This window comes from Citrobacter sp. MGH 55, from assembly GCF_016906145.1.
Taxonomy (GTDB): domain Bacteria; phylum Pseudomonadota; class Gammaproteobacteria; order Enterobacterales; family Enterobacteriaceae; genus Citrobacter_A; species Citrobacter_A amalonaticus.
On the sequence record NZ_CP070239.1, the window covers coordinates 811,352 to 833,701 of the forward strand.

A 22,350-nucleotide genomic window follows, 5' to 3' on the forward strand; every position below is an offset into this window, starting at 1 on the left:
ACTAATTACACCTTCTCCGGCTGTGGAGAAAGCTCCGACAGCATCCTGCGCTTTAACATTATTTCAGATCGGCCTGTACCTGATGCAACGGTTTGGCCCACGGATTTTTTGCCTGCACATCGGCTGGCAGCGTGGAAACCGCGCGTTTCGCATCTTCTTTCGAGGCATACACGCCAGACACCAGAACATACCACGGTTGGCCGTTACGCGTCGTCTGATACACCACATAGTTTTTCAGATTCTCTTTCTTCGCCCAACCATTCAGGTTGTCGTAGTTTGAAGAGCTGCTGAGCTGCAGGGTGTAATGACTGGACGGTGCGGACTTCAGCGATCCGACGTTACCGGCGCTTTTAGCGCCAGATGCGCTACCTGCCGTTGCCGCTGGCGTGGTCTGAGCAGGTGCTGGCGTTTGCGCGGGCGCTGCTGTCTGTGCCGGTGCGGTGCTGACCGTCGCTTTTGGCGTCGTCGTGGCCGTAGGCGCTGCGGGTTCAGTCCGTTTAGGCTGAGCCGCCGGTTTCGGTGCTGCGGACGTCGTTTTCGCGGTGGTCTGCGGTTTCTTCGGCTCGATCACAGCCTGTTTACTTTCAGGTCGCTGGGCGCTGGCGGCGGGTGCCGTCGCCGTCTGGCTTGACGCAGTACCATTACGCACGGGCGCAACGGTCGCCGGTTCTGTTGGCAGCGTAGAGTTTACCGCCACATTATTTAGCTGTTCCTGACCCTGCGGTTGCGTCAGTGCATTGTTCAGATCGCCCTGCACTTCTACACGCTGTTGACCTTCTGTGGTCACAGGCGTTTGACCCTGCGTTGGCGTGGAGGAAATTGGTGGCAAAGAAACATCCTGCTGCGTGTTACCCGCAGTCTGTTCAGCGGAAGTGCTTCCCGGAGCGGGTTGGGCGCCGTTTGCCTGGTCAGCGGCATTGCCGGTGAGATCGATATTCTTCTCGCCAGACGCCGTTTGTTCACTTGAAGACGGGGTGGAAGGCGCTTTCAGCGCGGAGCCAATGCCGATGATCAGCAGCAGCAGGACCAGCACGCCCACGCCCATCATCATGTACTGACGTGAAGCGGGTTTACCGGCGGCTTTTTTACGCTTACGCGGACGACGCTCGACGCGTTCTTCATCCACGAACTCTTCATCATCGGATTCGTAATCCTCTTCCCTCTCTTGCTCATCAAGGCGTTCTTTACGCCCGCGCGCAGGACGGCGATCGTCAGCGTCCAGATCAACATCATCAAAGTTGATCTGCGGTTCACCGCGTTCTGAAGATTGACGAGAACGACCAGTACGACGATCGCTGGGATCGGGTTTCAGCTCGTCTTCTGGTTTGAATTCATCCATTTAACACCCCACTCAAAGGCTAATGCTTACGACGTTGCAACTAACCTGAATCTAAATGGCCGATACGTGAGCCGTATCAGTCCGCCTTTCTTGTTGTTACGCCTGCTGGCAATCAGCAATAGCGTTAAGAACCACCTCATGCGACACGCCGCCGCGTACTTCACTTTTCCCTATTGCCAGCGGAAGGACTAAGCGCATTTCTCCCGCCAACACTTTTTTATCACGCAACATGTGCGGCAGGTAAGCCTGCGCGGACATCTCGCGCGGTCCGTGGACCGGCAAGCCAGCACGTTTAAGTAACGTGATGATGCGCTGCGTATCTTCTGGCGCAAACTGCCCCAGACGTTCCGACGTCCGCGCAGCCATTACCATACCTGCTGCGACCGCTTCACCATGTAACCAATTGCCATAACCCATTTCAGCTTCAATGGCATGACCGTACGTGTGCCCCAGATTCAGTAAAGCACGTAAGCCGGTTTCGCGCTCGTCTGCGGCAACAACTTCGGCTTTCAGCTCACAACAACGACGAATACACCAGGCCATTGCCGGTCCGTCCAGACGCAGTAACGCATCCAGATTCTCCTCCAGCCAGCTAAAGAATTCGCCATCAAGGATAATGCCGTACTTGATCACTTCCGCCAGACCGGATGCCAGTTCACGGGCAGGGAGCGTTTTCAGACAGTCGAGATCCACCACCACGGAGGCCGGCTGGTAAAACGCGCCGATCATGTTTTTGCCGAGTGGATGGTTTACGGCGGTTTTACCGCCAACGGAGGAGTCAACCTGCGACAAAAGTGTCGTTGGGACCTGGATGAAGCGCACACCGCGCTGATAGCTGGCAGCGGCAAAACCGGTCAGGTCGCCAATGACGCCACCGCCCAGTGCGACCAGCGTCGTATCACGACCATGCGGTTTTTGCAGCAAGGCGGTGAATACCGTATCCAGCACCGTCAGGCTTTTGTACTGCTCGCCGTCAGGCAGGATGACGCTATCAACGTTCACACCCGCTTGTTCAAGTACGCTGCGAATCTTATCAAGATAAAGGGGAGCCAGGGTTTCGTTGGTGACCAACATAACCTGATCGCCCGATTTCAGCGGTAAGAATGAAGCTGGTTCGTTAAACAAACCAGCCGCGATGGTGATAGGGTAACTACGTTCCCCGAGAGTGACGGTAATCCTCTCCATGACGCGACATCCACCTTAATGACTTATACCCGCTTACCGAGTGTGTATTAAGCCAGAATCAGTTGCTTTCCAGCATATGAATAATCTGGTTTGCAACGACTTTGGCGCTCTGATCATCGGTACGAATGGTTACGTCGGCAATCTCTTCATACAGCGGATTGCGTTCGTCGGCCAACGCTTCCAGAACTTCACGAGGCGGCGCTTCTACCTGCAACAGCGGACGTTTTTTATCGCGCTGCGTACGCGCAAGTTGTTTTTCGATGGTCGTTTCGAGATAGACCACGACGCCACGCGCGGAAAGACGATTACGGGTTTCACGCGATTTTACAGAGCCACCACCGGTAGCCAGCACAATACCCTGTTTTTCCGTCAATTCGTTGATGACTTTCTCTTCACGATCGCGGAAGCCGTCTTCACCTTCTACGTCGAAGACCCAGCCCACATCAGCTCCGGTTCGTTTCTCAATCTCTTGATCAGAATCGTAAAATTCCATATTGAGTTGTTGAGCTAACTGGCGCCCAATAGTGCTTTTTCCGGCACCCATAGGCCCAACCAGAAAGATATTGCGTTTCTCTGCCATTTTTTCGGTACTACTAAGACTATTCGTTAATGATAAACCCGCGTCGCAGACACTGAGCGCAGCAGGACATGAACTGAAACCTCATAAGATATTGCGAGAGTCAGACTGAAAATTATCTCAATACTCAAGCAGGTTTGGCAACTGAATAAATCATCAAACCAGATTGTAGACAACCCGAGTCGGCATTGCCGGACGGCGATGAGAAGTACCGACTCTCAAATCGGTACTCCTTGTATGCTAAATAGCTGCGCACGTCAAATCCCTGAAACGAGTTAAGTGCAAAAACAACGGTGTTTCATGCATAAATCATTCTGTCGAGACCAATCTGGGCGTAATAAATACCACCAGCTCACGACGTTCGTTTTCTTTCCCATCGTGGCGAAAGAGTTGTCCAAACCAGGGAATATCACCTAACAGCGGAATACTGTCCTTCCCGGTTTTACTCTTGTTTGAAAAAATGCCGCCCAGCGCCAGCGTCTCTCCACTTTTCACCTCGACCTGCGTTTCAATTTCCTGCTTATCGATGGCCAGTACCTCGCCATCCGCTTGTTGCAGCATCTGCCCCGGCATGTTCTGACTGATACGTAGCTTCAGGCGGATCCGCCCCTTCGGTAAAACCGTTGGGGTGACTTCCATCCCTAGCACGGCCTCTTTAAATTCAACCGACGTCGCACCGCTTTCGCCGCTGGAAACCTGATAGGGGATCTCGCTCCCTTGCTTGATGCTGGCAGGCTGTAGGTGAGAAGCCAGCAGTCGCGGACTGGCGATAATATCGAGCTGTTGCTGTTGCTCCAGTGCAGACAGCTCCAGATCCAGCAACCGCCCATTAATACGACCAATATTGAACCCGACGCGGGTGGTCGCATTCGCGACCGAGAGATCGCTGGCTATCTTTGTCACTTGCCCCACAGCACCGGCCTTCTCGGCCTCTGCCAATGTCCATTTCACCCCCAGTTCACGCAGACTTTTTTCATTAATGGTGACGATATGCGCCGCCAGTTCGACCTGTTCTATCGGGAGATCCATTTGTGCCACCCACTGTTCCACCCGCGCCAGCGTCGGCGAGTTATCCCTGACCAGCAGTCGATTGGTACGCTTATCTACCGTGAGGCTACCTTTGGCACTCAGCAGTTTATCCCCCGCTTTCGCCAGTTCAGTGGCATCGGCGTAATGCAGGGCAATATGCCGATTCTCCAGCGGTAAGTTCGCCTGGCGTCTTGCGACCTCCGCCTCCTGTCGCGCCGCCTCTTCGCTCTGCCAGCTCTCGGAATGCACATGTAAAATCGCCCCTTCCTGACGTAACACCAGTCCAGCGCTTTTCACTACCGTCTGGAGCGCCTGTTTCCACGGGACGTCCGTCAGATGCAACGACACCACGCCGCTGACATCCGGCGATATCACGAGGTTTTTTCGCTCCTGTTCAGCCAGTGCCTGAAGAACCTGCGTGACAGGCACGTCATCCACCACCAGCGTCACGTTCTGGTTTTTTCCGGCCTGAACCGGCTGCAGGATGGCGATCAACACCACCAGTATCCATTGCTTCATTACCCTCTCCTTGTCGTTGCCACTGCCACTGGGGCGGGTCACACTCTTTACCTGTGCTCACTGTCAGCGTCTGTGCCGTGAGTTGCACGATAGTCCAGCCATTATCCAGAACCTCATGTTGCTCGACACGCCGCCAGTGATGCTGCCCGTCCTGAAGCAGTCCAATATTTCGCTCTCCCCTGCTCACCATCCCCTGGTATTGCCATTGCGCCAGCTCGGCACCATGGCAATGATCTTCCGGCTGGCGGAACGGATCGCGCATGCCAGTCAGCATCAACAATGAAAGAGCCACCAACACCGCGTTCTTACCCTTCATGGATAGACTCCAGCCTGAGCGTTAACACTCGCTCGTCGTTTTCTGCTTTCAGCGAAAATCCACTCACAGACATGCCTCGTGCCGCCAGGTATCCGAACAATGACACCATCGCCTCCCAAGGCGCCTTCACCGCAAGTTCTCCGCCCTGCGCCGATGGACGCCAGTACAGTAGCTGCACATTCGGCACCTGAAGCGTGAGCGGTGAAAACACCGGCGTTTGCGATGCCGATGAAAGCTGTGCCTCTGCCTGCGCGCCAGAGAGGTGATACAACGTTGAACTGAGCTGGCGGTTGGCCACCCGTTGCTGGCTAAGCGCACCCTCATCACGCATTCCCGGGAAGAACAGAAAAGACAACGCGATCGTACTTAACGCAGCCACCCAACTTACCCAGCAGACAATGCGGGTACGCGGCGAAAAAGCGCACCAGACGTCAAAGAGGGCGATCATGCGCTTCTCTCCATATCACACGGTACTGGAACTGCCAGTATCCCTGCGCATCCTGCAGGGTGGCGCCGGTATGGTTTATCTCAAACATCGGCGAGTCGCGCAGGGCGGCTTCCAGTGCGCTGAGCGCAGAAAAGGTGAGCGCTTTTCCACTGAGTTCCAGTGAGCTCTGCTGGTAGTCCATACTGGTTAGCCAGGCCTGTGCCGGCACACTCAACGCAAGACTTTCCAGCGCGGGCTGCCAGCGGCGGGTCTGCTCGCGCAATCTGTCTCGTTGAATGACCTGCTGCGCCTGACGCTGGCGCGCCTCAAGCCGGGGTTTCACTGTCGTAAGCGCCGTGGCAAGTTGTTGCTCCGCCTGCAACAACACCCCATTTGCCTGCCCGCTCGTGGCGCGGGCGAGGTATCCGATCAGCGTTAGTGCCAGCACGATCGCCGCTGATGCGCCGAATAGCCCACCCCACATACGCAGACAGGCATTACGCCGCTGTTGCCGCCAGGGCAAAAAATTGACGGGAGGATGCATCAACGCATTTCTCCCAGCGCCAGTCCAAGCGCAACGGCGAATGCATGACCTTCCCTGGGTACGGGAGGCTGACGGATTGAAACCGCCCGCCAGGGGTCAAACCCCTCTTCTGCGCAGAGCGCCACCTCTTCGCTACTGAGGGAGAGCCCGTCTACCAGGTCGTGAAGATGAGCTATCTCTGCCCGCGATTTACGCCCCCATGCGTTGCGCGTCGCCCACAGCCACTGCGTGTCATCGCGCCACACCAGGCAGGTTTGTTCCGGGGAAAGAAAAGGCAGCAGACGCTGCAATGCGCAGGCATCTGGGGTGATCGCCGTGACGTTTACACCGAGTGTTTTCGCCAGCGTTAACAGACCCGAAATCTCTTTGTCCTGCGCGGCGGTGACCGTATAGGCCGGGGCGAGCGCATCTTCGCTATAGTCAAAGCGCAGAGCCGCCGACTCCATATCCAGTTCACGCGCCATCGAACCGGTCAGCCAGGCCGTTTGTTCACGCTCGCGAAGCGACATTGAGGGGCGGGGAAAGCGCTTTTGCCGCGTCCGACTCGCAGGAAAAGAGAGGTGTATATGGTGGCGTTGCGGCAGCTCGCGACTCCACGGTTGTAACACCGCCACAAGCTGTTCGGCGTCGTGGAAATGTCCGTCGCTGATTGTGTGTTGCGCCAGCGGCAGACGCCACCAGCGCTGTAGATACCAACCCGACGCGCCGCGAACGACGGCAACCGCCAGGGCTTCGTGTGGCTGAATGTGCAGGCCGACTTGCCAGAATCTGAAAGCCATTGCTGATGATCTCCTTATCACCCGTCGCTCTCACGGGTATATCAATGCGTCTGGCTTGCCTTTATACTACCGCGCGGTTGTTTATAAACTGCCCAAATGAAACTAAATGGGAAATCTCCGGTGAAGTTCGTAAAGTATTTATTGATCCTTGCAGTATGTTGCATCCTGCTGGGAGCAGGCTCGATTTATGGCCTCTATCGCTATATTGAGCCACAGTTACCTGACGTCGCGACGCTTAAAGATGTGCGTTTGCAGATCCCGATGCAGGTTTACAGCGCAGATGGCGAGCTCATTGCGCAATATGGTGAAAAACGTCGTATTCCGGTGACGCTCAATCAGATCCCGCCGGAAATGGTCAAAGCCTTTATCGCCACAGAAGACAGTCGTTTCTATGAGCACCACGGCGTTGACCCGGTGGGGATTTTCCGTGCGGCAAGCGTAGCGCTGTTCTCCGGCCACGCCTCGCAAGGGGCGAGTACCATCACGCAGCAGCTCGCAAGAAATTTCTTCCTCAGTCCTGAACGCACGCTGATGCGTAAGATTAAGGAAGTGTTCCTGGCGATCCGCATTGAGCAGTTGCTGAGTAAAGATGAGATCCTCGAACTCTATCTGAACAAGATCTACCTCGGTTACCGCGCTTATGGCGTCGGAGCGGCGGCACAGGTCTATTTCGGTAAATCAGTCGACCAGTTGGATCTGGGTGAGATCGCGGTAATTGCCGGCCTGCCGAAAGCGCCTTCTACCTTTAACCCGCTTTATTCGATGGACCGCGCGACCGCACGTCGTAACGTGGTGCTGTCGCGCATGCTGAGCGAAGGGTACATCACTCAGGCACAGTACGATCAGGCGCGGAATGAGCCGATCGACGCCAACTATCATGCGCCGGAAATCGCTTTCTCAGCCCCGTACCTGTCAGAAATGGTGCGTCAGGAGATGTACAACCGTTATGGCGAAAACGCCTATGAAGACGGTTACCGCATTTACACCACGATTACCCGTAAGGTGCAGCAGGCCGCGCAACAGGCAGTACGTAATAATGTGCTGGACTATGACATGCGCCACGGCTATCGCGGTCCGGCCAACGTGCTGTGGAAAGTGGGTGAAACCGCATGGGACAGTAAGAAAATCACCGATACGCTGAAAGCGCTGCCAACTTACGGGCCGTTGCTGCCAGCGGTGATCACCAGTGCAAACCCGCAGGAAGCGACGGCGACTCTGGCAGACGGCACTTCGGTCTCGCTGCGGATGGAAGGCATTCGTTGGGCGCGTCCTTATCGTTCGGATACTCAGCAAGGCCCGACGCCGCGTAAGGTCACTGACGCGGTGCAGACCGGTCAGCAGATCTGGGTGCGGAAGATGGGCGAAGCCTGGTGGCTGGCGCAGGTTCCGGATGTGAACTCCGCGCTGGTCTCAATCAATCCGAAAAACGGGGCCGTGCTGGCGCTGGTCGGCGGTTTTGACTTTAACCAGAGCAAGTTCAACCGTGCCACTCAGGCGCTGCGTCAGGTCGGTTCTAACATTAAGCCGTTCCTCTACACTGCCGCGATGGACAAAGGTCTGACGCTGGCGAGTATGCTGAACGACGTGCCAATTTCTCGCTGGGATGCTGGCGCCGGTTCCGACTGGCGTCCGAAAAACTCACCACCGCAGTACGCAGGCCCGATTCGTTTACGTCAGGGGCTGGGCGAATCGAAAAACGTGGTAATGGTACGCGCCATGCGGGCCATGGGCGTGGACTACGCGGCGGAATATCTGCAGCGTTTCGGCTTCCCGGCACAAAACATTGTGCGTACCGAATCCCTGGCGCTGGGCTCCGCGTCATTTACCCCGCTACAGGTGGCGCGTGGTTATGCCGTCATGTCGAACGGCGGCTTCCTGGTCGATCCCTATTTCATCAGCAAGATTGAAACGGACCAGAACGGCGTAATTTTCGAAGCGAAGCCGAAAATCGCCTGCCCGGAGTGTGATATTCCGGTGATTTACGGTGATACCCAGAAATCCAACGTTCTGGAAAACAGCAACGTCGAAGATGTCTCCATCTCTGGCGAGCAGCAGAACGCCGCCGTGCCAATGCCCAAACTGGAGCAGGCAAATCAGGCGTTAGTGGCGCAGACCGGGGCGCAAGAGTACGCACCGCACGTGATCAACACGCCGCTGGCTTTCCTGATCAAGAGCGCGCTGAATACCAACATTTTCGGCGAACCCGGCTGGATGGGTACAGGTTGGCGTGCAGGTCGTGATCTGAATCGCCACGATATCGGCGGTAAAACCGGTACCACCAACAGCTCGAAAGACGCCTGGTTCTCCGGCTACGGTCCAGGGGTAGTCACCTCCGTATGGATTGGATTTGACGATCACCGCCGTGACCTGGGGCGCACCACCGCCTCTGGCGCGATCAAAGATCAAATCTCTGGCTACGAAGGCGGTGCGAAAAGTGCGCAACCCGCGTGGGATGCTTACATGAAAGTGGTGCTGGAAGGGGTTCCTGAGGAGCCGCTGACGCCGCCACCAGGCATCGTCACGGTCAATATCGATCGCAGCACCGGACAACTGGCAAACGGCGGTAACAGCCGGGCAGAATATTTCATCGAAGGCACGCAGCCGACACAGCAGGCGGTGCATGAGGTGGGAACGACCATCACTGACGGTGGTGAGACACACGAACTGTTCTAAATAAAAAAGGCGCTGCGGCGCCTTTTTTCATTCCTTCAGGGTGCTCGTTTACAGCCGTCCCTGCCCTTTCAGCCATTCGCGTACAAGAAACAACGCGCTCACGTTTCGTGCTTCGGTAAAGTCGGGGTCTTCCAGCAGATCCATCAGATGCGCCAGCGGCCAGCGCACCTGCGGCAACGGTTCGGGTTCATCGCCTTCCAGTGACTCGGGAAAAAGGTCTTCCGCCACCACGATATTCATCTTGCTGGAGAAGTAAGACGGCGCCATGCTGAGTTTTTTTAAAAAAGTCAGATCGTTTGCCCCAAACCCGACCTCTTCTTTCAGTTCCCGGTTCGCCGCTTCAAACACGCTTTCACCCGGGTCGATCAACCCTTTGGAAAAGCCCAGTTCATAGGACTCCGTTCCCACCGCGTATTCACGAATCAGAATCAGGTGATCGTCAACGATCGGAACAATCATTACCGCTTCACGGGTAGAGGGACGCATCCGTTCATAGACACGACGCACGCCGTTGCTGAATTCGAGGTCCACGCTTTCAACGCTAAATAGCCGCGACTGTGCGACAGTTTCGACGTTCAGAATGGTGGGTTTTTGTAATGATTTGCTCATCGTGAGAATCTATGCCGTGAAATCAGTCGTTATTGTGCGATACGCAACACGGTTTCGGCAATGCGAATTGCCAGTTATTTACATTTATGTAACCTAATAAAAATATAATTCCTATTTCAAATTAAAAGTCAATAGGTTGAAATAGGTCCAGGAATTTGCTGATATTCCGCTTTTGCAGGTTTTGCTATCATCAGCATTCACTGGGATGCGCTGAAAAATGCTCAAGTTCAACTCCATGCTTGCCGATAGCCAACCACGGGATCACGTTCATTGTGACAGGGTGCGACTGACCACACCTGACAGATTAAGTAAGATGGGGAAAGCATGAGCACCATTCTGATTTTTTTAGCGGCGTTGCTGGTCTGCGCATTGCTGGCCTGGTGGCGACTTAACGTTCGTGCCAGACGGCGTAAGCTGCCGTGGACAAATGCATTCTCAGAGGCGGCAACGCGCAAACTCACGCCTGAAGAACGCAGCGCCGTTGAAAATTATCTTGATAGCCTGAGCCAAATCCAGCAGGTACCCGGTCCGACGGGCGCCAGCGCGGCCCCTGTTTCCCTGACGCTGAATGCTGAAAGCAATAACGTCATCATTCTGACCCACTCAATCACCCGCTACGGCATCACGACGGACGATCCGAATAAGTGGCGCTACTACCTCGATTCCGTCGAAGTCCATCTGCCTCCCTTTTGGGAACAGTACATTAATGATGAAAACAGCGTTGAGCTGATCCACACCGATACGCTGCCGCTGGTGATCTCGCTAAATGGTCATTCCCTGCAAGAGTATATGCAGGAGGCGCGTGGTTACGCGCTGCAACCGACCACATCCACACAGGCGTCGATTCGCGGCGAAGAGAGCGAACAAATTGAGTTGCTGAACATTCGTCAGGAGACGCATGAAGAATATGCGCTCAGCCGCCCGGCCGGTTTCCGCGAAGCGCTGTTAATTGTCGCAGCCTTCCTGCTGTTCTTTTTCTGTCTGGTTACGCCGGACGTCTTTGTGCCGTGGATGGTGGGCGGAGCCGTGCTGTTGCTGGCGGCAGGATTGTGGGGCTTATTCGCGCCGCCATCGAAATCCGCACTACGCGAAATTCACTGCCTGCGGGGAACACCGCGCCGCTGGGGACTGTTTGGCGAAAATGACCAGGAGCAGATCAACAATATCTCGCTGGGGATTATCGACCTGGTGTATCCAAGCCACTGGCAGCCTTACATTGCGCAAGATCTCGGCCAGCAAACGGATATTGATATTTATCTCGATCGCCACGTCGTGCGTCAGGGACGGTTTTTATCCCTGCATGACGAGGTCAAAAACTTCCCGTTGCAGCACTGGGTACGCAGCACGATCATCGCCGGAGGCTCACTGCTGGTGCTAATGATGCTGTTGTTCTGGATCCCGCTCGATATGCCGATTAAGTTCACGCTGTCGTGGATGAAAGGCGCACAAACCATCGAAGCGACCAGCGTAAAACAGCTTGAACAGTCCGGCGTGCGCGTCGGCGACACGTTAAACCTTCGCGGGACCGGCATGTGTAATATTCATGCGCAGGGCACCTGGAGCGCACAAACCAGTTCACCGTTTATGCCGTTTGACTGCTCGCAAATCATCTGGAATGACGCCCCTGCGCTACCGTTGCCGGAATCCGATCTGGTGAACAAAGCCACTGCGCTCTCGCAGGCCGTTAACCGCCAGTTGCACCCCAAACCGGAAGATGACTCTCGCGTCAGCGCGGCCTTGCGCTCCGCCATTCAGAAATCGGGCATGGTGCTGCTGGATGATTTTGGCGATATCGTCCTGAAAACCGCCGAGTTGTGCGCGGCAGAAGACGAGTGCGTACGCCTCAAAAATGCGCTGGTTAACCTGGGGAACAGTAAAGACTGGAGCGCGCTGGTGAAACGGGCCAACGCGGGCAAACTGGATGGTGTTAACGTTCTGCTGCGTCCCGTCAGCGCCGAATCGCTCGACAATCTGGTTACCACCTCCACGGCGCCCTTTATTACCCGCGAGACCGCCCGAGCCGCCCAATCGCTGAACAGCCCCGCCCCTGGCGGATTCCTGATTGTCAGCGATGAAGGCAGCGATCTGGTCGATCAGCCCTGGCCGACCGTATCGCTGTACGATTACCCGGCGCAGGAACAGTGGAGCGCCTTCCAGCGACTGGCACAAATGCTGATGAACACGCCGTTTAGCGCCGAAGGGATTGTCACCAATATCTATACTGACGCCAATGGCACGCAGCATATCGCCCTGCACCGCATCCCCGATCGTTCTGGTTTGTGGCGTTACCTCGGCACCACGCTGCTGATGCTGACGATGTTAGCCTGCACACTCTATAATGGCGTACAGGCATTCCGCCGCTACCAGCGTCATCGCACCCGCATGATGGAGATTCAGCAGTACTATGAAAGCTGTCTGAATCCGAAGCTCATCAGCGCTCCGGAAAGCCTCATCTGATAACATGTCTGCGGCACCGGGTGTGCTACCCTGTGCCGCATCGCGTTTTCTTCTGGAGAGTTCCCATGCATATTGATATTGCCTGGCAGAACGTGGATACCGTTCTGTTAGACATGGACGGCACGCTGCTCGACCTGGCGTTTGATAACTACTTCTGGCAAAAGCTGGTGCCTGAAACCTACGGCGCGCAGTACGGGATCTCGCCACAAGAGGCGCAGGAACGCATCCGCCAGGAATATCATGCCGTGCAGCATACGCTAAACTGGTACTGTCTTGATTACTGGAGCGACCGTCTGGGTCTGGATATCTGCGCGATGACTACCGCAATGGGGCCGCGAGCGGTGTTACGTGACGATACAATCCCCTTTTTAGACGCGCTCAAAGCCTGCGGTAAACGGCGGATTTTGCTGACCAATGCGCATCCGCATAATCTGGCCGTGAAGCTGGAGCATACCGGTCTGGCCTCACACCTTGATTTATTACTTTCTACCCACACATTTGGATATCCCAAAGAGGATCAGCGGTTATGGCGCGCCGTGGCGGAAGAAACGGGAATGAGTGCAGAGAAAACGCTGTTTATCGACGATAGCGAACCTATTCTCGATGCGGCGGCGAAGTTTGGTATTCGTTATTGCCTCGGCGTGACTAACCCCGACTCTGGCGTTGCGGAAAAACAGTATGCGCGCCATCCGTCACTGAATGACTACCGCCGACTGATCCCCTCACTGATGTGAAGGAGACGCCATGAAAGAGAAGCCCTCGGTTGAGGTCAGACTGGATAAATGGCTTTGGGCTGCGCGGTTTTATAAAACCCGCGCACTGGCCCGCGAAATGGTGGACGGCGGGAAAGTTCACTATAACGGACAGCGCAGTAAGCCGAGCAAGATCGTCGAACTGAACGCCACGCTAACGCTGCGTCAGGGCAACGACGAGCGAACGGTGGTGATCAAGGCGATCACCGAGCAGCGTCGTCCGGCCAGCGAAGCCGTCACTCTGTACGAAGAGACGACGGAAAGTGTAGAGAAACGCGAAAAAATGGCGCTGGCGCGTAAGCTTAACGCTCTGACCATGCCGCACCCGGACAGGCGACCGGACAAAAAAGAACGCCGTGACCTGTTACGATTTAAACACGGCGACAGTGAATAACTGTCGCCCGCTAGAGAGATGATTATGCCGCAACATGACCAATTACACCGCTATCTGTTTGAAAATTTTGCCGTGCGCGGCGAACTGGTAACCGTATCGGAAACCCTGCAACAGATCCTCGAAAACCATACTTATCCGCAGCCAGTGAAAACCGTTCTCGCTGAGTTACTGGTTGCCACCAGTCTGCTCACGGCGACGCTGAAGTTCGCCGGTGATATCACCGTTCAGCTCCAGGGTGATGGTCCGCTGAGCCTGGCGGTGATCAACGGCAACAACAATCAGCAGATGCGTGGTGTGGCGCGCGTCCAGGGCGAGATCCCGGAAGATGCTGACCTGAAAACGCTGGTCGGTAATGGTTATCTGGTCATTACCATTACCCCGGAAGAAGGCGAGCGTTATCAGGGCGTTGTCGGTCTGGAAGGCGATACGCTGGCGGCATGTCTGGAAGATTACTTCCTGCGTTCTGAGCAATTGCCAACCCGTCTGTTCATTCGTACCGGTGATGTTGACGGGAAAGCCGCTGCCGGCGGAATGCTGTTGCAGGTGATGCCAGCCCAGGATGCGCAAGCAGATGACTTCAACCATCTGGCCACGCTGACCGAAACTATCAAGGCGGAAGAGCTACTGACCCTGCCAGCCAATGAGGTGCTGTGGCGTCTGTATCACGAAGAAGAGGTCACCCTTTACGATCCGCAGGACGTTGAGTTCAAATGCACCTGCTCGCGCGAACGCTGTGCTGGCGCACTGAAAACGCTGCCGGACGAAGAGGTGGATAGCATTCTGGCGGAAGAAGGCGAAATCGATATGCATTGCGACTATTGCGGGAGCCACTACCTGTTCAATGCCATGGATATTGCCGAGATACGTAATAACGCCTCCCCTGCCGATCCGCAGGTTCACTGATCGATATCCTGTACCGGTCGGATGACGCGATGCGTCTCCGACCGTCCGCACTAAATTCCGCACTTTTTGCTAAAATTTTCTTTCGTGGTGAATCGATATTTTGTATGTAAGTGGTTTGTTAATTTCCTGCATGAATGCGATTACACTCACAACATTCCCGTGAAAAATACTAATCCTTAACCTTTTAGGAACATTTTCCACAACTAAAAAGTCATTCCTGCCATAATAAGCCCCGCTTCGTGACTGGAGTCACAGCGTTTTCAGTCAATCGTGATTTTGTCCAGATAAGTAAATCTATGAGCCTTGTCGCGGTTAACACCCCCAAAAAAACCTTACTATTCCAGGTAATACATATTGGCTAAGGAGCAGTGATATGCGCGTGAAACGATTAACCCCGCAAGATCTCAAGGCTTATGGTATCAGCGACGTTCAGGATATCGTCTACAACCCCAGCTATGAAACCCTTTATCAGGAAGAGCTAGACCCAAGCCTGGAAGGTTATGAGCGTGGTGTGTTGACGAACCTGGGTGCCGTTGCAGTTGATACCGGTATTTTCACCGGACGTTCGCCGAAGGATAAGTACATTGTTCGTGATGACACCACGCGTGACACGCTGTGGTGGTCCGACAAAGGAAAAGGCAAGAACGACAACAAACCGCTATCCCAGGAAACCTGGCAGCACCTGAAAGGATTAGTCACTAAACAACTTTCCGGTAAACGTCTGTTTATCGTTGATGCTTTCTGTGGCGCAAACGCCGATACTCGTCTCTCTGTCCGTTTCATTACCGAAGTGGCGTGGCAGGCGCATTTCGTGAAGAACATGTTCATCCGCCCAAGCGATGACGAACTGGAAGGCTTTGAGCCTGACTTTATCGTGATGAACGGCGCGAAGTGCACAAACCCACAGTGGAAAGAGCAGGGTCTGAACTCCGAAAACTTTGTCGCCTTTAACCTGACCGAACGTATCCAGCTGATTGGTGGTACCTGGTACGGCGGCGAAATGAAGAAAGGTATGTTCTCGGTGATGAACTATCTGCTGCCGCTGAAAGGCATTGCCTCCATGCACTGTTCCGCCAACGTGGGCGAGAAAGGCGACGTTGCGGTGTTCTTCGGTCTTTCCGGCACCGGGAAAACCACCCTCTCCACCGACCCGAAACGCCGTCTGATCGGCGATGACGAGCACGGCTGGGATGACGATGGCGTGTTCAACTTTGAAGGCGGTTGCTACGCAAAAACGATCAAGCTGTCGAAAGAAGCGGAACCGGAAATCTACAACGCTATCCGCCGTGATGCGCTGTTAGAAAACGTCACCGTGCGCGACGATGGGACTATCGATTTTGACGACGGCTCGAAAACCGAGAATACCCGCGTTTCCTATCCTATCTACCACATCGAAAACATCGTTAAACCGGTTTCCAAAGCCGGCCATGCCACGAAGGTGATCTTCCTGACCGCTGATGCTTTTGGCGTGCTGCCACCGGTTTCTCGCCTGACCGCCAACCAGACGCAGTACCACTTCCTGTCTGGCTTCACGGCTAAACTGGCGGGTACGGAACGCGGTGTCACCGAGCCGACGCCAACCTTCTCCGCCTGCTTCGGCGCGGCATTCCTGTCGCTGCACCCGACGCAGTATGCTGAAGTGCTGGTGAAACGCATGCAGGCCTCAGGTGCGCAGGCATACCTGGTCAACACTGGCTGGAACGGTACGGGCAAACGTATCTCCATCAAAGATACCCGCGCCATTATCGACGCTATCCTGAACGGTTCTCTGGACGATGCAGAAACCTTCAACCTGCCGATGTTTGATCTGGCGATCCCGACCGAACTTCCAGGCGTGGATACCCGAATTCTCGACCCGCGTAATACCTACGGGTCTCCGGAACAGTGGCAGGAAAAAGCCACTGCGCTGGCGAAACTGTTCATCGAGAACTTCGAGAAATACACCGATACCCCAGCAGGCGAAGCATTGGTCAGCGCCGGGCCGAAGCTGTAAGTCAGTCCGGATAAAGTAAAAATAGCAAGGGAGGCATTTCGCCTCCCTTTTTTACGCCTCTTTAGTCGTCCCCTGGACGCGGACCACAGGAACCGGTAGCCAGGCGCGGATAGAGAGCCCGCCCCGCTCGCTGGTGCCGATCTCCAGCAGCCCGTTATGGTTGTCCACGATACGCTGCACAATCGCCAGTCCCAGACCGGTTCCGCTGGTGCTACGCGCACTGTCGCCACGGACAAACGGCTGGAACAGGTGTTTACGCTGCTCAGGTTTAATGCCGGGGCCGTCATCTTCCACCTGGAACCAGGCGCGATGCGGTTCCGTCCCGCTACTGACTTTGATCCATCCGTTGCCATAACGCGCAGCGTTCACCACCATGTTGGCGACTGCACGCTTGATAGACAGCGGGTGCATCTTCACCTGAATGCTACCCGGCTGAAGCGCCGTCTCAATTTCGCGCTCATAGCCACTTTCTGCCGCCACCACTTCGCCCAGCACGGCGTTGAGATCGGCCATCTCCATCGGCATCTCCTGTCCGGTGCGCAGGTAGTCGATGAATTGTTCAATGATCGCGTTGCACTCTTCGATATCTTTATTGATGGACTCCGCCAGATAACCATCCTGCTCGCCCATCATCTCTGTCGCCAGACGAATACGCGTCAGCGGGGTGCGGAGATCGTGACTGACCCCCGCCATCAGCAGCGTTCGGTCATCCGCGAGCTGCTTCACCCCGGCTGCCATATGGTTGAAGGCGCGGGTCACCGAGCGGACCTCAGAGGCGCCGTACTCACGCAGCGGCGGTGGAATAATGCCTTTCCCTACCTGCAGCGCGGCATGTTCGAGATCCACAAGGGGTCGGTTTTGTATACGAATAAACAGCCACGCCCCTCCTATCGCCAGCAACATGATGGCCAGCGTATAGCGAAACAGCGGGGAGAAATCGCCCTGATGAATTTCCGTTAACGGAACGCGCACCCAGATATTGGGTGACAGCCAGGTTTTCAGCCAGACAACCGGCGAGCTTTTGTTGACCTCAACGCGCACTTCCGTCGGCCCGCCCAGCTGCTGCGCCATCTGATGGCTTAAAAATTCATAGTGTTGCGCCCAACGCAGTCCAGCCTCTTCGGCGGCTTCGTTGGAATAAAGAGAAATCCCCAGCTCACGGTAAATTTCCCGGCGAAAAGCGGGAGGCACCACCAGTTGCGTGCCGTCCTCCAGTTGCAGTTTATCGGTCATCAGCATACGCACTTCGTAGGCCAGGACCTTATTAAACTGCTGGAGACTCGGCAGAATCGCAAAGTTCAGCACCACCAGATAGGTCGTTACCAGACTGACAAACAGCAGGGTGACGATGAGCAGCAGCGTGCGGGCAAATGAACTTCGTGGCGAGAAGCGCATTCGCCTCATGCTTTAGAACCGTCCGGTACAAAAACGTAACCCAGGCCCCACACGGTCTGGATATAACGCGGGTGAGCGGGATCTTCTTCCACCATGCGGCGCAAACGAGAAATCTGTACGTCGATGGAACGCTCCATTGCGGAATACTCACGACCACGCGCCAGGTTCATCAGTTTGTCACGGGACAGCGGCTCACGCGGGTGGCTCACCAGCGCTTTCAGTACCGCAAATTCACCACTAGTGAGCGGCATCGGCTCGTCTTCACGGAACATTTCGCGAGTGCCCAGGTTTAATTTGAACTTACCAAAAGCGATGACCGCCTCTTCCTGAGAAGGCGCGCCCGGCAGTTCGTTCGCCTGACGACGCAGCACCGCCCGAATACGCGCCAGCAGTTCGCGTGGGTTAAACGGTTTCGGGATATAGTCATCAGCGCCAATTTCCAGCCCGACAATACGGTCAACTTCTTCCCCTTTCGCCGTGACCATGATGATCGGCATCGGGTTACTCTGGCTGCGCAGACGGCGGCAAATAGACAGGCCATCTTCACCCGGCAGCATCAGATCCAGTACCATAAGGTGGAAAGATTCGCGGGTTAGCAGGCGATCCATTTGCTCAGCGTTAGCGACGCTTCGAACCTGGAAGCCCTGCTCGGTCAGATAACGCTCAAGCAGCGCACGCAGACGCATATCGTCATCGACCACCAGAATTTTATAGTTCTCTTGCATTATTAGTACTCCCAAAGGTTCGCAACAATTGATGGTATGTATTCTTAAAAAAGCTAACGTTCGCCACCAGTGAATTCTGGTATGAATTCCAGGCTAAATTGTTACAAAGCATATTTAACAGCAGCTTAAGTATACAATGAAACGCGCAGCACATTATTTATTCTGTCAGTGGGATGACGTAATACGAATTGTGCGCTTCGTCACAGACTTAAAGGTAATCAATAAGATGAAAACGCCTCTGATCACCCGGGAAGGGTACGAAAAACTCAAAAGCGAGCTCAACTACCTGTGGCGTGAAGAGCGCCCGGAAGTCACAAAGAAGGTGACCTGGGCGGCGAGTCTGGGTGACCGCAGTGAGAATGCCGACTACCAGTATAATAAAAAGCGCCTGCGTGAGATCGACCGACGCGTCCGTTACCTGACTAAATGCATGGAGAATTTGAAGATCGTCGATTACTCCCCGCAGCAGGAAGGCAAAGTGTTTTTCGGCGCATGGGTAGAAATTGAGAATGACGATGGCGATACCCGTCGCTTTCGGATTGTCGGCTACGATGAAATTTTTGGCCGCAAAGATTACATCTCCATCGACTCGCCGATGGCGCGCGCACTGCTGAAAAAAGAGGTCGGCGATCTCGCGGTGGTCAACACGCCTGGTGGGGAAGCAAGCTGGTACGTGAATGCGATCGAATACGTAAAATGAGCAGGAACAATCCTAAGCCCCGCGCTATGGCTGGCGTTTTTGCCCATCAATCCGTATAACTGTTCCCTGATTTTTTACTCAGTAGATGAAGCCAATCCATGATGAATGATTCTTTCTGCCGCATTATTGCGGGTGAAATTCAGGCCCGGGCCGACCAGGTCACCGCTGCCGTTCGCCTGCTTGACGAAGGGAACACCGTGCCGTTTATCGCACGTTACCGTAAGGAAATCACCGGCGGCCTGGATGATACGCAACTGCGTAATCTGGAGACCCGACTGGGCTATTTGCGTGAACTGGAAGAGCGCCGCCAGGCCATTCTCAAGTCCATTTCCGAGCAAGGCAAACTGACCGATGATCTGGCGACTGCCATCAACGGCACGTTAAGTAAGACCGAACTCGAAGATCTTTACCTCCCGTATAAACCCAAACGCCGCACCCGTGGACAAATCGCGATTGAAGCCGGTCTGGAGCCGCTGGCCGACCTGTTGTGGAACGACCCGTCACACGATCCGGACACCGAAGCGGCAAAATATATCGATGCAGAGAAAGGGGTTGCCGACAGCAAAGCCGCGCTTGATGGCGCACGCTATATCCTGATGGAACGCTTTGCCGAAGACGCCGCGCTGCTGGCGAAGGTACGTGACTATCTGTGGAAAAATGCCCATCTGGTTGCCAGCGTAGTCAGCGGCAAAGAAGAGGAAGGCGCAAAATTCCGCGACTATTTCGATCATCACGAGCCGATCGCCTCCGTGCCTTCTCACCGTGCGCTGGCAATGTTCCGCGGTCGTAATGAAGGCGTGTTGCAGCTTTCGCTGAATGCCGATCCGCAGTTCGATGAGCCGCCGAAAGAGAGCTACTGCGAGCAGATCATTATGGATCACCTCGGCCTGCGTCTGAACAACGCACCGGCAGACAGCTGGCGCAAAGGCGTGGTGAGCTGGACGTGGCGTATCAAGGTGCTTATGCACCTCGAGACCGAGCTGATGGGGACTGTCCGCGAGCGCGCGGAGGACGAAGCAATCAACGTATTCGCCCGCAACCTGCACGACCTGTTGATGGCGGCACCAGCGGGTCTGCGTGCCACTATGGGCCTCGATCCGGGTCTGCGTACCGGGGTAAAAGTCGCCGTGGTGGATGGCACTGGTAAGCTGGTCGCCACCGATACCATCTATCCTCACACCGGTCAGGCGGCGAAAGCCGCCGTGGTAGTGGCTGCGCTGTGTGAAAAGTACAATGTGGAACTGGTGGCGATTGGTAACGGCACCGCCTCGCGTGAAACCGAACGCTTCTTCCTCGATGTACAGAAACAGTTCCCGAAAGTGACGGCGCAGAAAGTGATCGTCAGCGAAGCCGGGGCGTCAGTCTATTCCGCGTCAGAACTGGCAGCCCAGGAGTTCCCGGATCTCGACGTCTCGCTGCGCGGCGCGGTCTCTATTGCGCGCCGTCTGCAGGATCCGCTCGCTGAGCTGGTGAAAATAGATCCGAAATCGATCGGCGTCGGTCAGTATCAGCATGACGTCAGCCAGACACAGTTAGCCCGTAAGCTGGACGCAGTAGTGGAAGACTGTGTGAACGCCGTCGGCGTTGATTTGAATACGGCATCGGTTCCGCTGTTAACCCGTGTAGCCGGTCTGACCCGAATGATGGCGCAGAATATCGTGGCCTGGCGCGACGAGAACGGGCAGTTCCAGAATCGTCAGCAACTGCTGAAAGTCAGCCGACTGGGACCGAAAGCCTTCGAACAGTGCGCAGGCTTCCTGCGTATTAACCACGGTGATAACCCGCTGGATGCTTCCACCGTTCACCCGGAAGCCTATCCGGTCGTGGAACGTATTCTGGCGGCAACCCAACAGGCGCTGAAAGATCTGATGGGCAACAGCAGCGAACTACGCAATCTGAAAGCCGTCGATTTCACCGACGACAAGTTCGGTGTCCCGACCGTCAGTGACATCATCAAAGAGCTGGAGAAACCAGGTCGCGATCCGCGTCCGGAATTCAAAACCGCGCAGTTTGCCGATGGCGTTGAAACCCTGAACGATTTGCAGCCGAGGATGGTTCTCGAGGGTGCCGTCACCAACGTCACCAACTTTGGTGCGTTTGTGGATATCGGCGTTCACCAGGATGGACTGGTTCACATCTCATCGCTGTCGAACAAGTTTGTTGACGATCCTCACACCGTGGTGAAAGCAGGCGACATCGTGAAGGTGAAAGTGCTGGAAGTTGACCTGCAACGTAAGCGTATTGCCCTGACGATGCGTCTGGACGAACAGCCGGGTGAAACCAATGCCCGTCGCGGCGGCGGCAATGATCGTCCGGCAGCGAAAGCGGCAAAACCACGTACTCGTGAAGCGCAGCCCGCCGGTAACAGCGCGATGATGGATGCGCTGGCGGCAGCGATGGGTAAAAAACGTTAAGTTTAGATCGAGTGCCGGATGGCGGCGGAACCGCCCTGTCCGGCCCTTTACCGCATCCACCTTCTCCATCGCGTTATATTTATCACGTCATTAACAGATGAAACCTTAATTAAACATTAACAACGTTAATTTATTAAGAATTCAAATCATTTCACCTGCTGGTTATTATTTTTGAGCCATATCAAAAATGACGCAGATTATTATTCAAACCAACATTCCGTCACATTTAATCGGTTGAAGATAAAAACCATTCTCATTATCATTGCATTGTTGATTATTTACTCTTTCCTTCGTTGGCTAATCATCTGGTCTCATGCCGCGCCCCTTTGCCCCATGAGGTAAACATCCAGTTAGCGAGAAATAAGTAGGCTCTTATGCAATTTACTCCAGATACTGCGTGGAAAATTACCGGTTTTGCCCGTGAAATAAGTCCTGCATACCGTCAGAAACTGCTTTCCCTCGGCATGCTCCCGGGTTCCTCATTTAACGTGGTGCGCGTCGCCCCCTTAGGCGATCCTGTCCATATTGAAACGCGTCGCGTTAGCCTGGTATTGCGTAAAAAAGACCTGGCATTATTAGAAGTGGAAGCGGTTTCCTGTTAATACAGTGAGTCTATAACG

At 54.9% G+C, this 22,350-nt stretch carries 20 protein-coding genes; 9 read left to right on the forward strand and 11 right to left on the reverse strand.

What is annotated here, in order from left to right; translation table 11 throughout:
- Positions 1-58: 58 nt before the first annotated feature.
- From damX to JTI98_RS03285, 8 genes are all read right to left on the reverse strand, one after another.
- On the reverse strand, positions 59-1,339 hold the full coding sequence (gene damX, locus JTI98_RS03250; RefSeq protein ID WP_216081910.1) for a cell division protein DamX: 1,281 nt from the start codon (positions 1,337-1,339) through the stop codon (positions 59-61).
- 96 nt (positions 1,340-1,435) lie between these two features.
- Entirely contained in the window at positions 1,436-2,524 is a 1,089-nt protein-coding gene (gene aroB, locus JTI98_RS03255) for a 3-dehydroquinate synthase (RefSeq protein WP_042998412.1), read from the reverse strand.
- A gap of 58 nt (positions 2,525-2,582) precedes the next feature.
- On the reverse strand, positions 2,583-3,104 hold the full coding sequence (gene aroK, locus JTI98_RS03260) for a shikimate kinase AroK (RefSeq protein ID WP_042322869.1): 522 nt from the start codon (positions 3,102-3,104) through the stop codon (positions 2,583-2,585).
- Between the two features lie 306 nt (positions 3,105-3,410).
- Positions 3,411-4,649: a DNA uptake porin HofQ gene (hofQ, locus tag JTI98_RS03265; protein WP_216081911.1), complete on the reverse strand. Its 1,239-nt coding sequence runs from the start codon at positions 4,647-4,649 to the stop codon at positions 3,411-3,413.
- Positions 4,561-4,965: a HofP DNA utilization family protein gene (locus JTI98_RS03270; protein ID WP_044253488.1), complete on the reverse strand. Its 405-nt coding sequence runs from the start codon at positions 4,963-4,965 to the stop codon at positions 4,561-4,563. Before JTI98_RS03270 ends, hofQ begins: the two co-directional genes overlap by 89 nt.
- A complete protein-coding gene (locus tag JTI98_RS03275; RefSeq protein ID WP_058587478.1) occupies positions 4,955-5,413 on the reverse strand; it encodes a hypothetical protein in 459 nt (152 codons plus the stop codon). Before JTI98_RS03275 ends, JTI98_RS03270 begins: the two co-directional genes overlap by 11 nt.
- Positions 5,397-5,936: a PilN domain-containing protein gene (locus JTI98_RS03280; RefSeq protein ID WP_042998416.1), complete on the reverse strand. Its 540-nt coding sequence runs from the start codon at positions 5,934-5,936 to the stop codon at positions 5,397-5,399. Before JTI98_RS03280 ends, JTI98_RS03275 begins: the two co-directional genes overlap by 17 nt.
- Positions 5,936-6,715, reverse strand: coding sequence for a DNA utilization protein HofM (locus JTI98_RS03285; protein WP_216081912.1), 780 nt, complete (start codon positions 6,713-6,715; stop codon positions 5,936-5,938). Before JTI98_RS03285 ends, JTI98_RS03280 begins: the two co-directional genes overlap by 1 nt.
- 120 nt (positions 6,716-6,835) lie before the next feature.
- Here JTI98_RS03285 and mrcA point away from each other — a divergent pair, with 120 nt between their 5' ends.
- Entirely contained in the window at positions 6,836-9,388 is a 2,553-nt protein-coding gene (gene mrcA, locus JTI98_RS03290; protein ID WP_044327315.1) for a peptidoglycan glycosyltransferase/peptidoglycan DD-transpeptidase MrcA, read from the forward strand.
- Between the two features lie 48 nt (positions 9,389-9,436).
- Here mrcA and nudE read toward each other — a convergent pair whose 3' ends face one another.
- Positions 9,437-9,997 (reverse strand): ADP compounds hydrolase NudE, encoded by a 561-nt coding sequence (gene nudE / locus JTI98_RS03295; protein ID WP_042998419.1) that lies wholly within the window; start codon positions 9,995-9,997, stop codon positions 9,437-9,439.
- 324 nt (positions 9,998-10,321) lie between these two features.
- Between nudE and igaA the strand changes: the two genes are divergently transcribed.
- The 5 genes from igaA (at position 10,322) to pckA (ending at position 16,496) form a co-directional block, all read left to right on the forward strand.
- Entirely contained in the window at positions 10,322-12,454 is a 2,133-nt protein-coding gene (gene igaA / locus JTI98_RS03300) for an intracellular growth attenuator protein IgaA (RefSeq protein ID WP_042998420.1), read from the forward strand.
- Positions 12,455-12,519: 65 nt separating this feature from the next.
- Positions 12,520-13,188, forward strand: coding sequence for a GMP/IMP nucleotidase (gene yrfG, locus JTI98_RS03305; protein ID WP_216081913.1), 669 nt, complete (start codon positions 12,520-12,522; stop codon positions 13,186-13,188).
- 10 nt (positions 13,189-13,198) lie between these two features.
- Positions 13,199-13,600 (forward strand): ribosome-associated heat shock protein Hsp15, encoded by a 402-nt coding sequence (hslR, locus tag JTI98_RS03310; protein WP_058587475.1) that lies wholly within the window; start codon positions 13,199-13,201, stop codon positions 13,598-13,600.
- A 24-nt stretch (positions 13,601-13,624) separates the two neighbouring features.
- Positions 13,625-14,503, forward strand: coding sequence for an Hsp33 family molecular chaperone HslO (gene hslO / locus JTI98_RS03315; protein ID WP_043001765.1), 879 nt, complete (start codon positions 13,625-13,627; stop codon positions 14,501-14,503).
- 373 nt (positions 14,504-14,876) lie between these two features.
- Complete coding sequence (gene pckA, locus JTI98_RS03320) at positions 14,877-16,496, forward strand: phosphoenolpyruvate carboxykinase (ATP) (RefSeq protein ID WP_042998423.1); 1,620 nt, start codon at positions 14,877-14,879, stop codon at positions 16,494-16,496.
- A 51-nt stretch (positions 16,497-16,547) separates the two neighbouring features.
- Here the strand turns inward: pckA and envZ are convergent, their stop codons facing one another.
- Together envZ and ompR are read right to left on the reverse strand one after the other, a co-directional pair.
- On the reverse strand, positions 16,548-17,900 hold the full coding sequence (gene envZ / locus JTI98_RS03325) for a two-component system sensor histidine kinase EnvZ (protein ID WP_042998424.1): 1,353 nt from the start codon (positions 17,898-17,900) through the stop codon (positions 16,548-16,550).
- The gene (gene ompR / locus JTI98_RS03330) at positions 17,897-18,616 is read right to left on the reverse strand and encodes a two-component system response regulator OmpR (RefSeq protein ID WP_001157751.1); all 720 of its coding nucleotides are present in this window, start codon (positions 18,614-18,616) and stop codon (positions 17,897-17,899) included. The genes envZ and ompR overlap by 4 nt, the downstream gene beginning before the upstream one ends.
- 226 nt (positions 18,617-18,842) lie before the next feature.
- On the opposite strand from ompR, the gene greB reads away from it, so the two are divergent.
- The 3 genes from greB (at position 18,843) to feoA (ending at position 22,332) form a co-directional block, all read left to right on the forward strand.
- Positions 18,843-19,316 carry a transcription elongation factor GreB gene (gene greB, locus JTI98_RS03335; protein WP_042998425.1) on the forward strand — a complete coding sequence of 158 codons (474 nt, stop codon included), beginning with the start codon at positions 18,843-18,845 and terminating at the stop codon, positions 19,314-19,316.
- A gap of 98 nt (positions 19,317-19,414) precedes the next feature.
- Positions 19,415-21,730 carry a Tex family protein gene (locus tag JTI98_RS03340; protein WP_216081914.1) on the forward strand — a complete coding sequence of 772 codons (2,316 nt, stop codon included), beginning with the start codon at positions 19,415-19,417 and terminating at the stop codon, positions 21,728-21,730.
- Between the two features lie 374 nt (positions 21,731-22,104).
- Positions 22,105-22,332, forward strand: a complete 228-nt coding sequence (gene feoA, locus JTI98_RS03345) for a ferrous iron transporter A (RefSeq protein WP_012908346.1) — start codon at positions 22,105-22,107, stop codon at positions 22,330-22,332.
- Positions 22,333-22,350 lie beyond the last annotated feature (18 nt).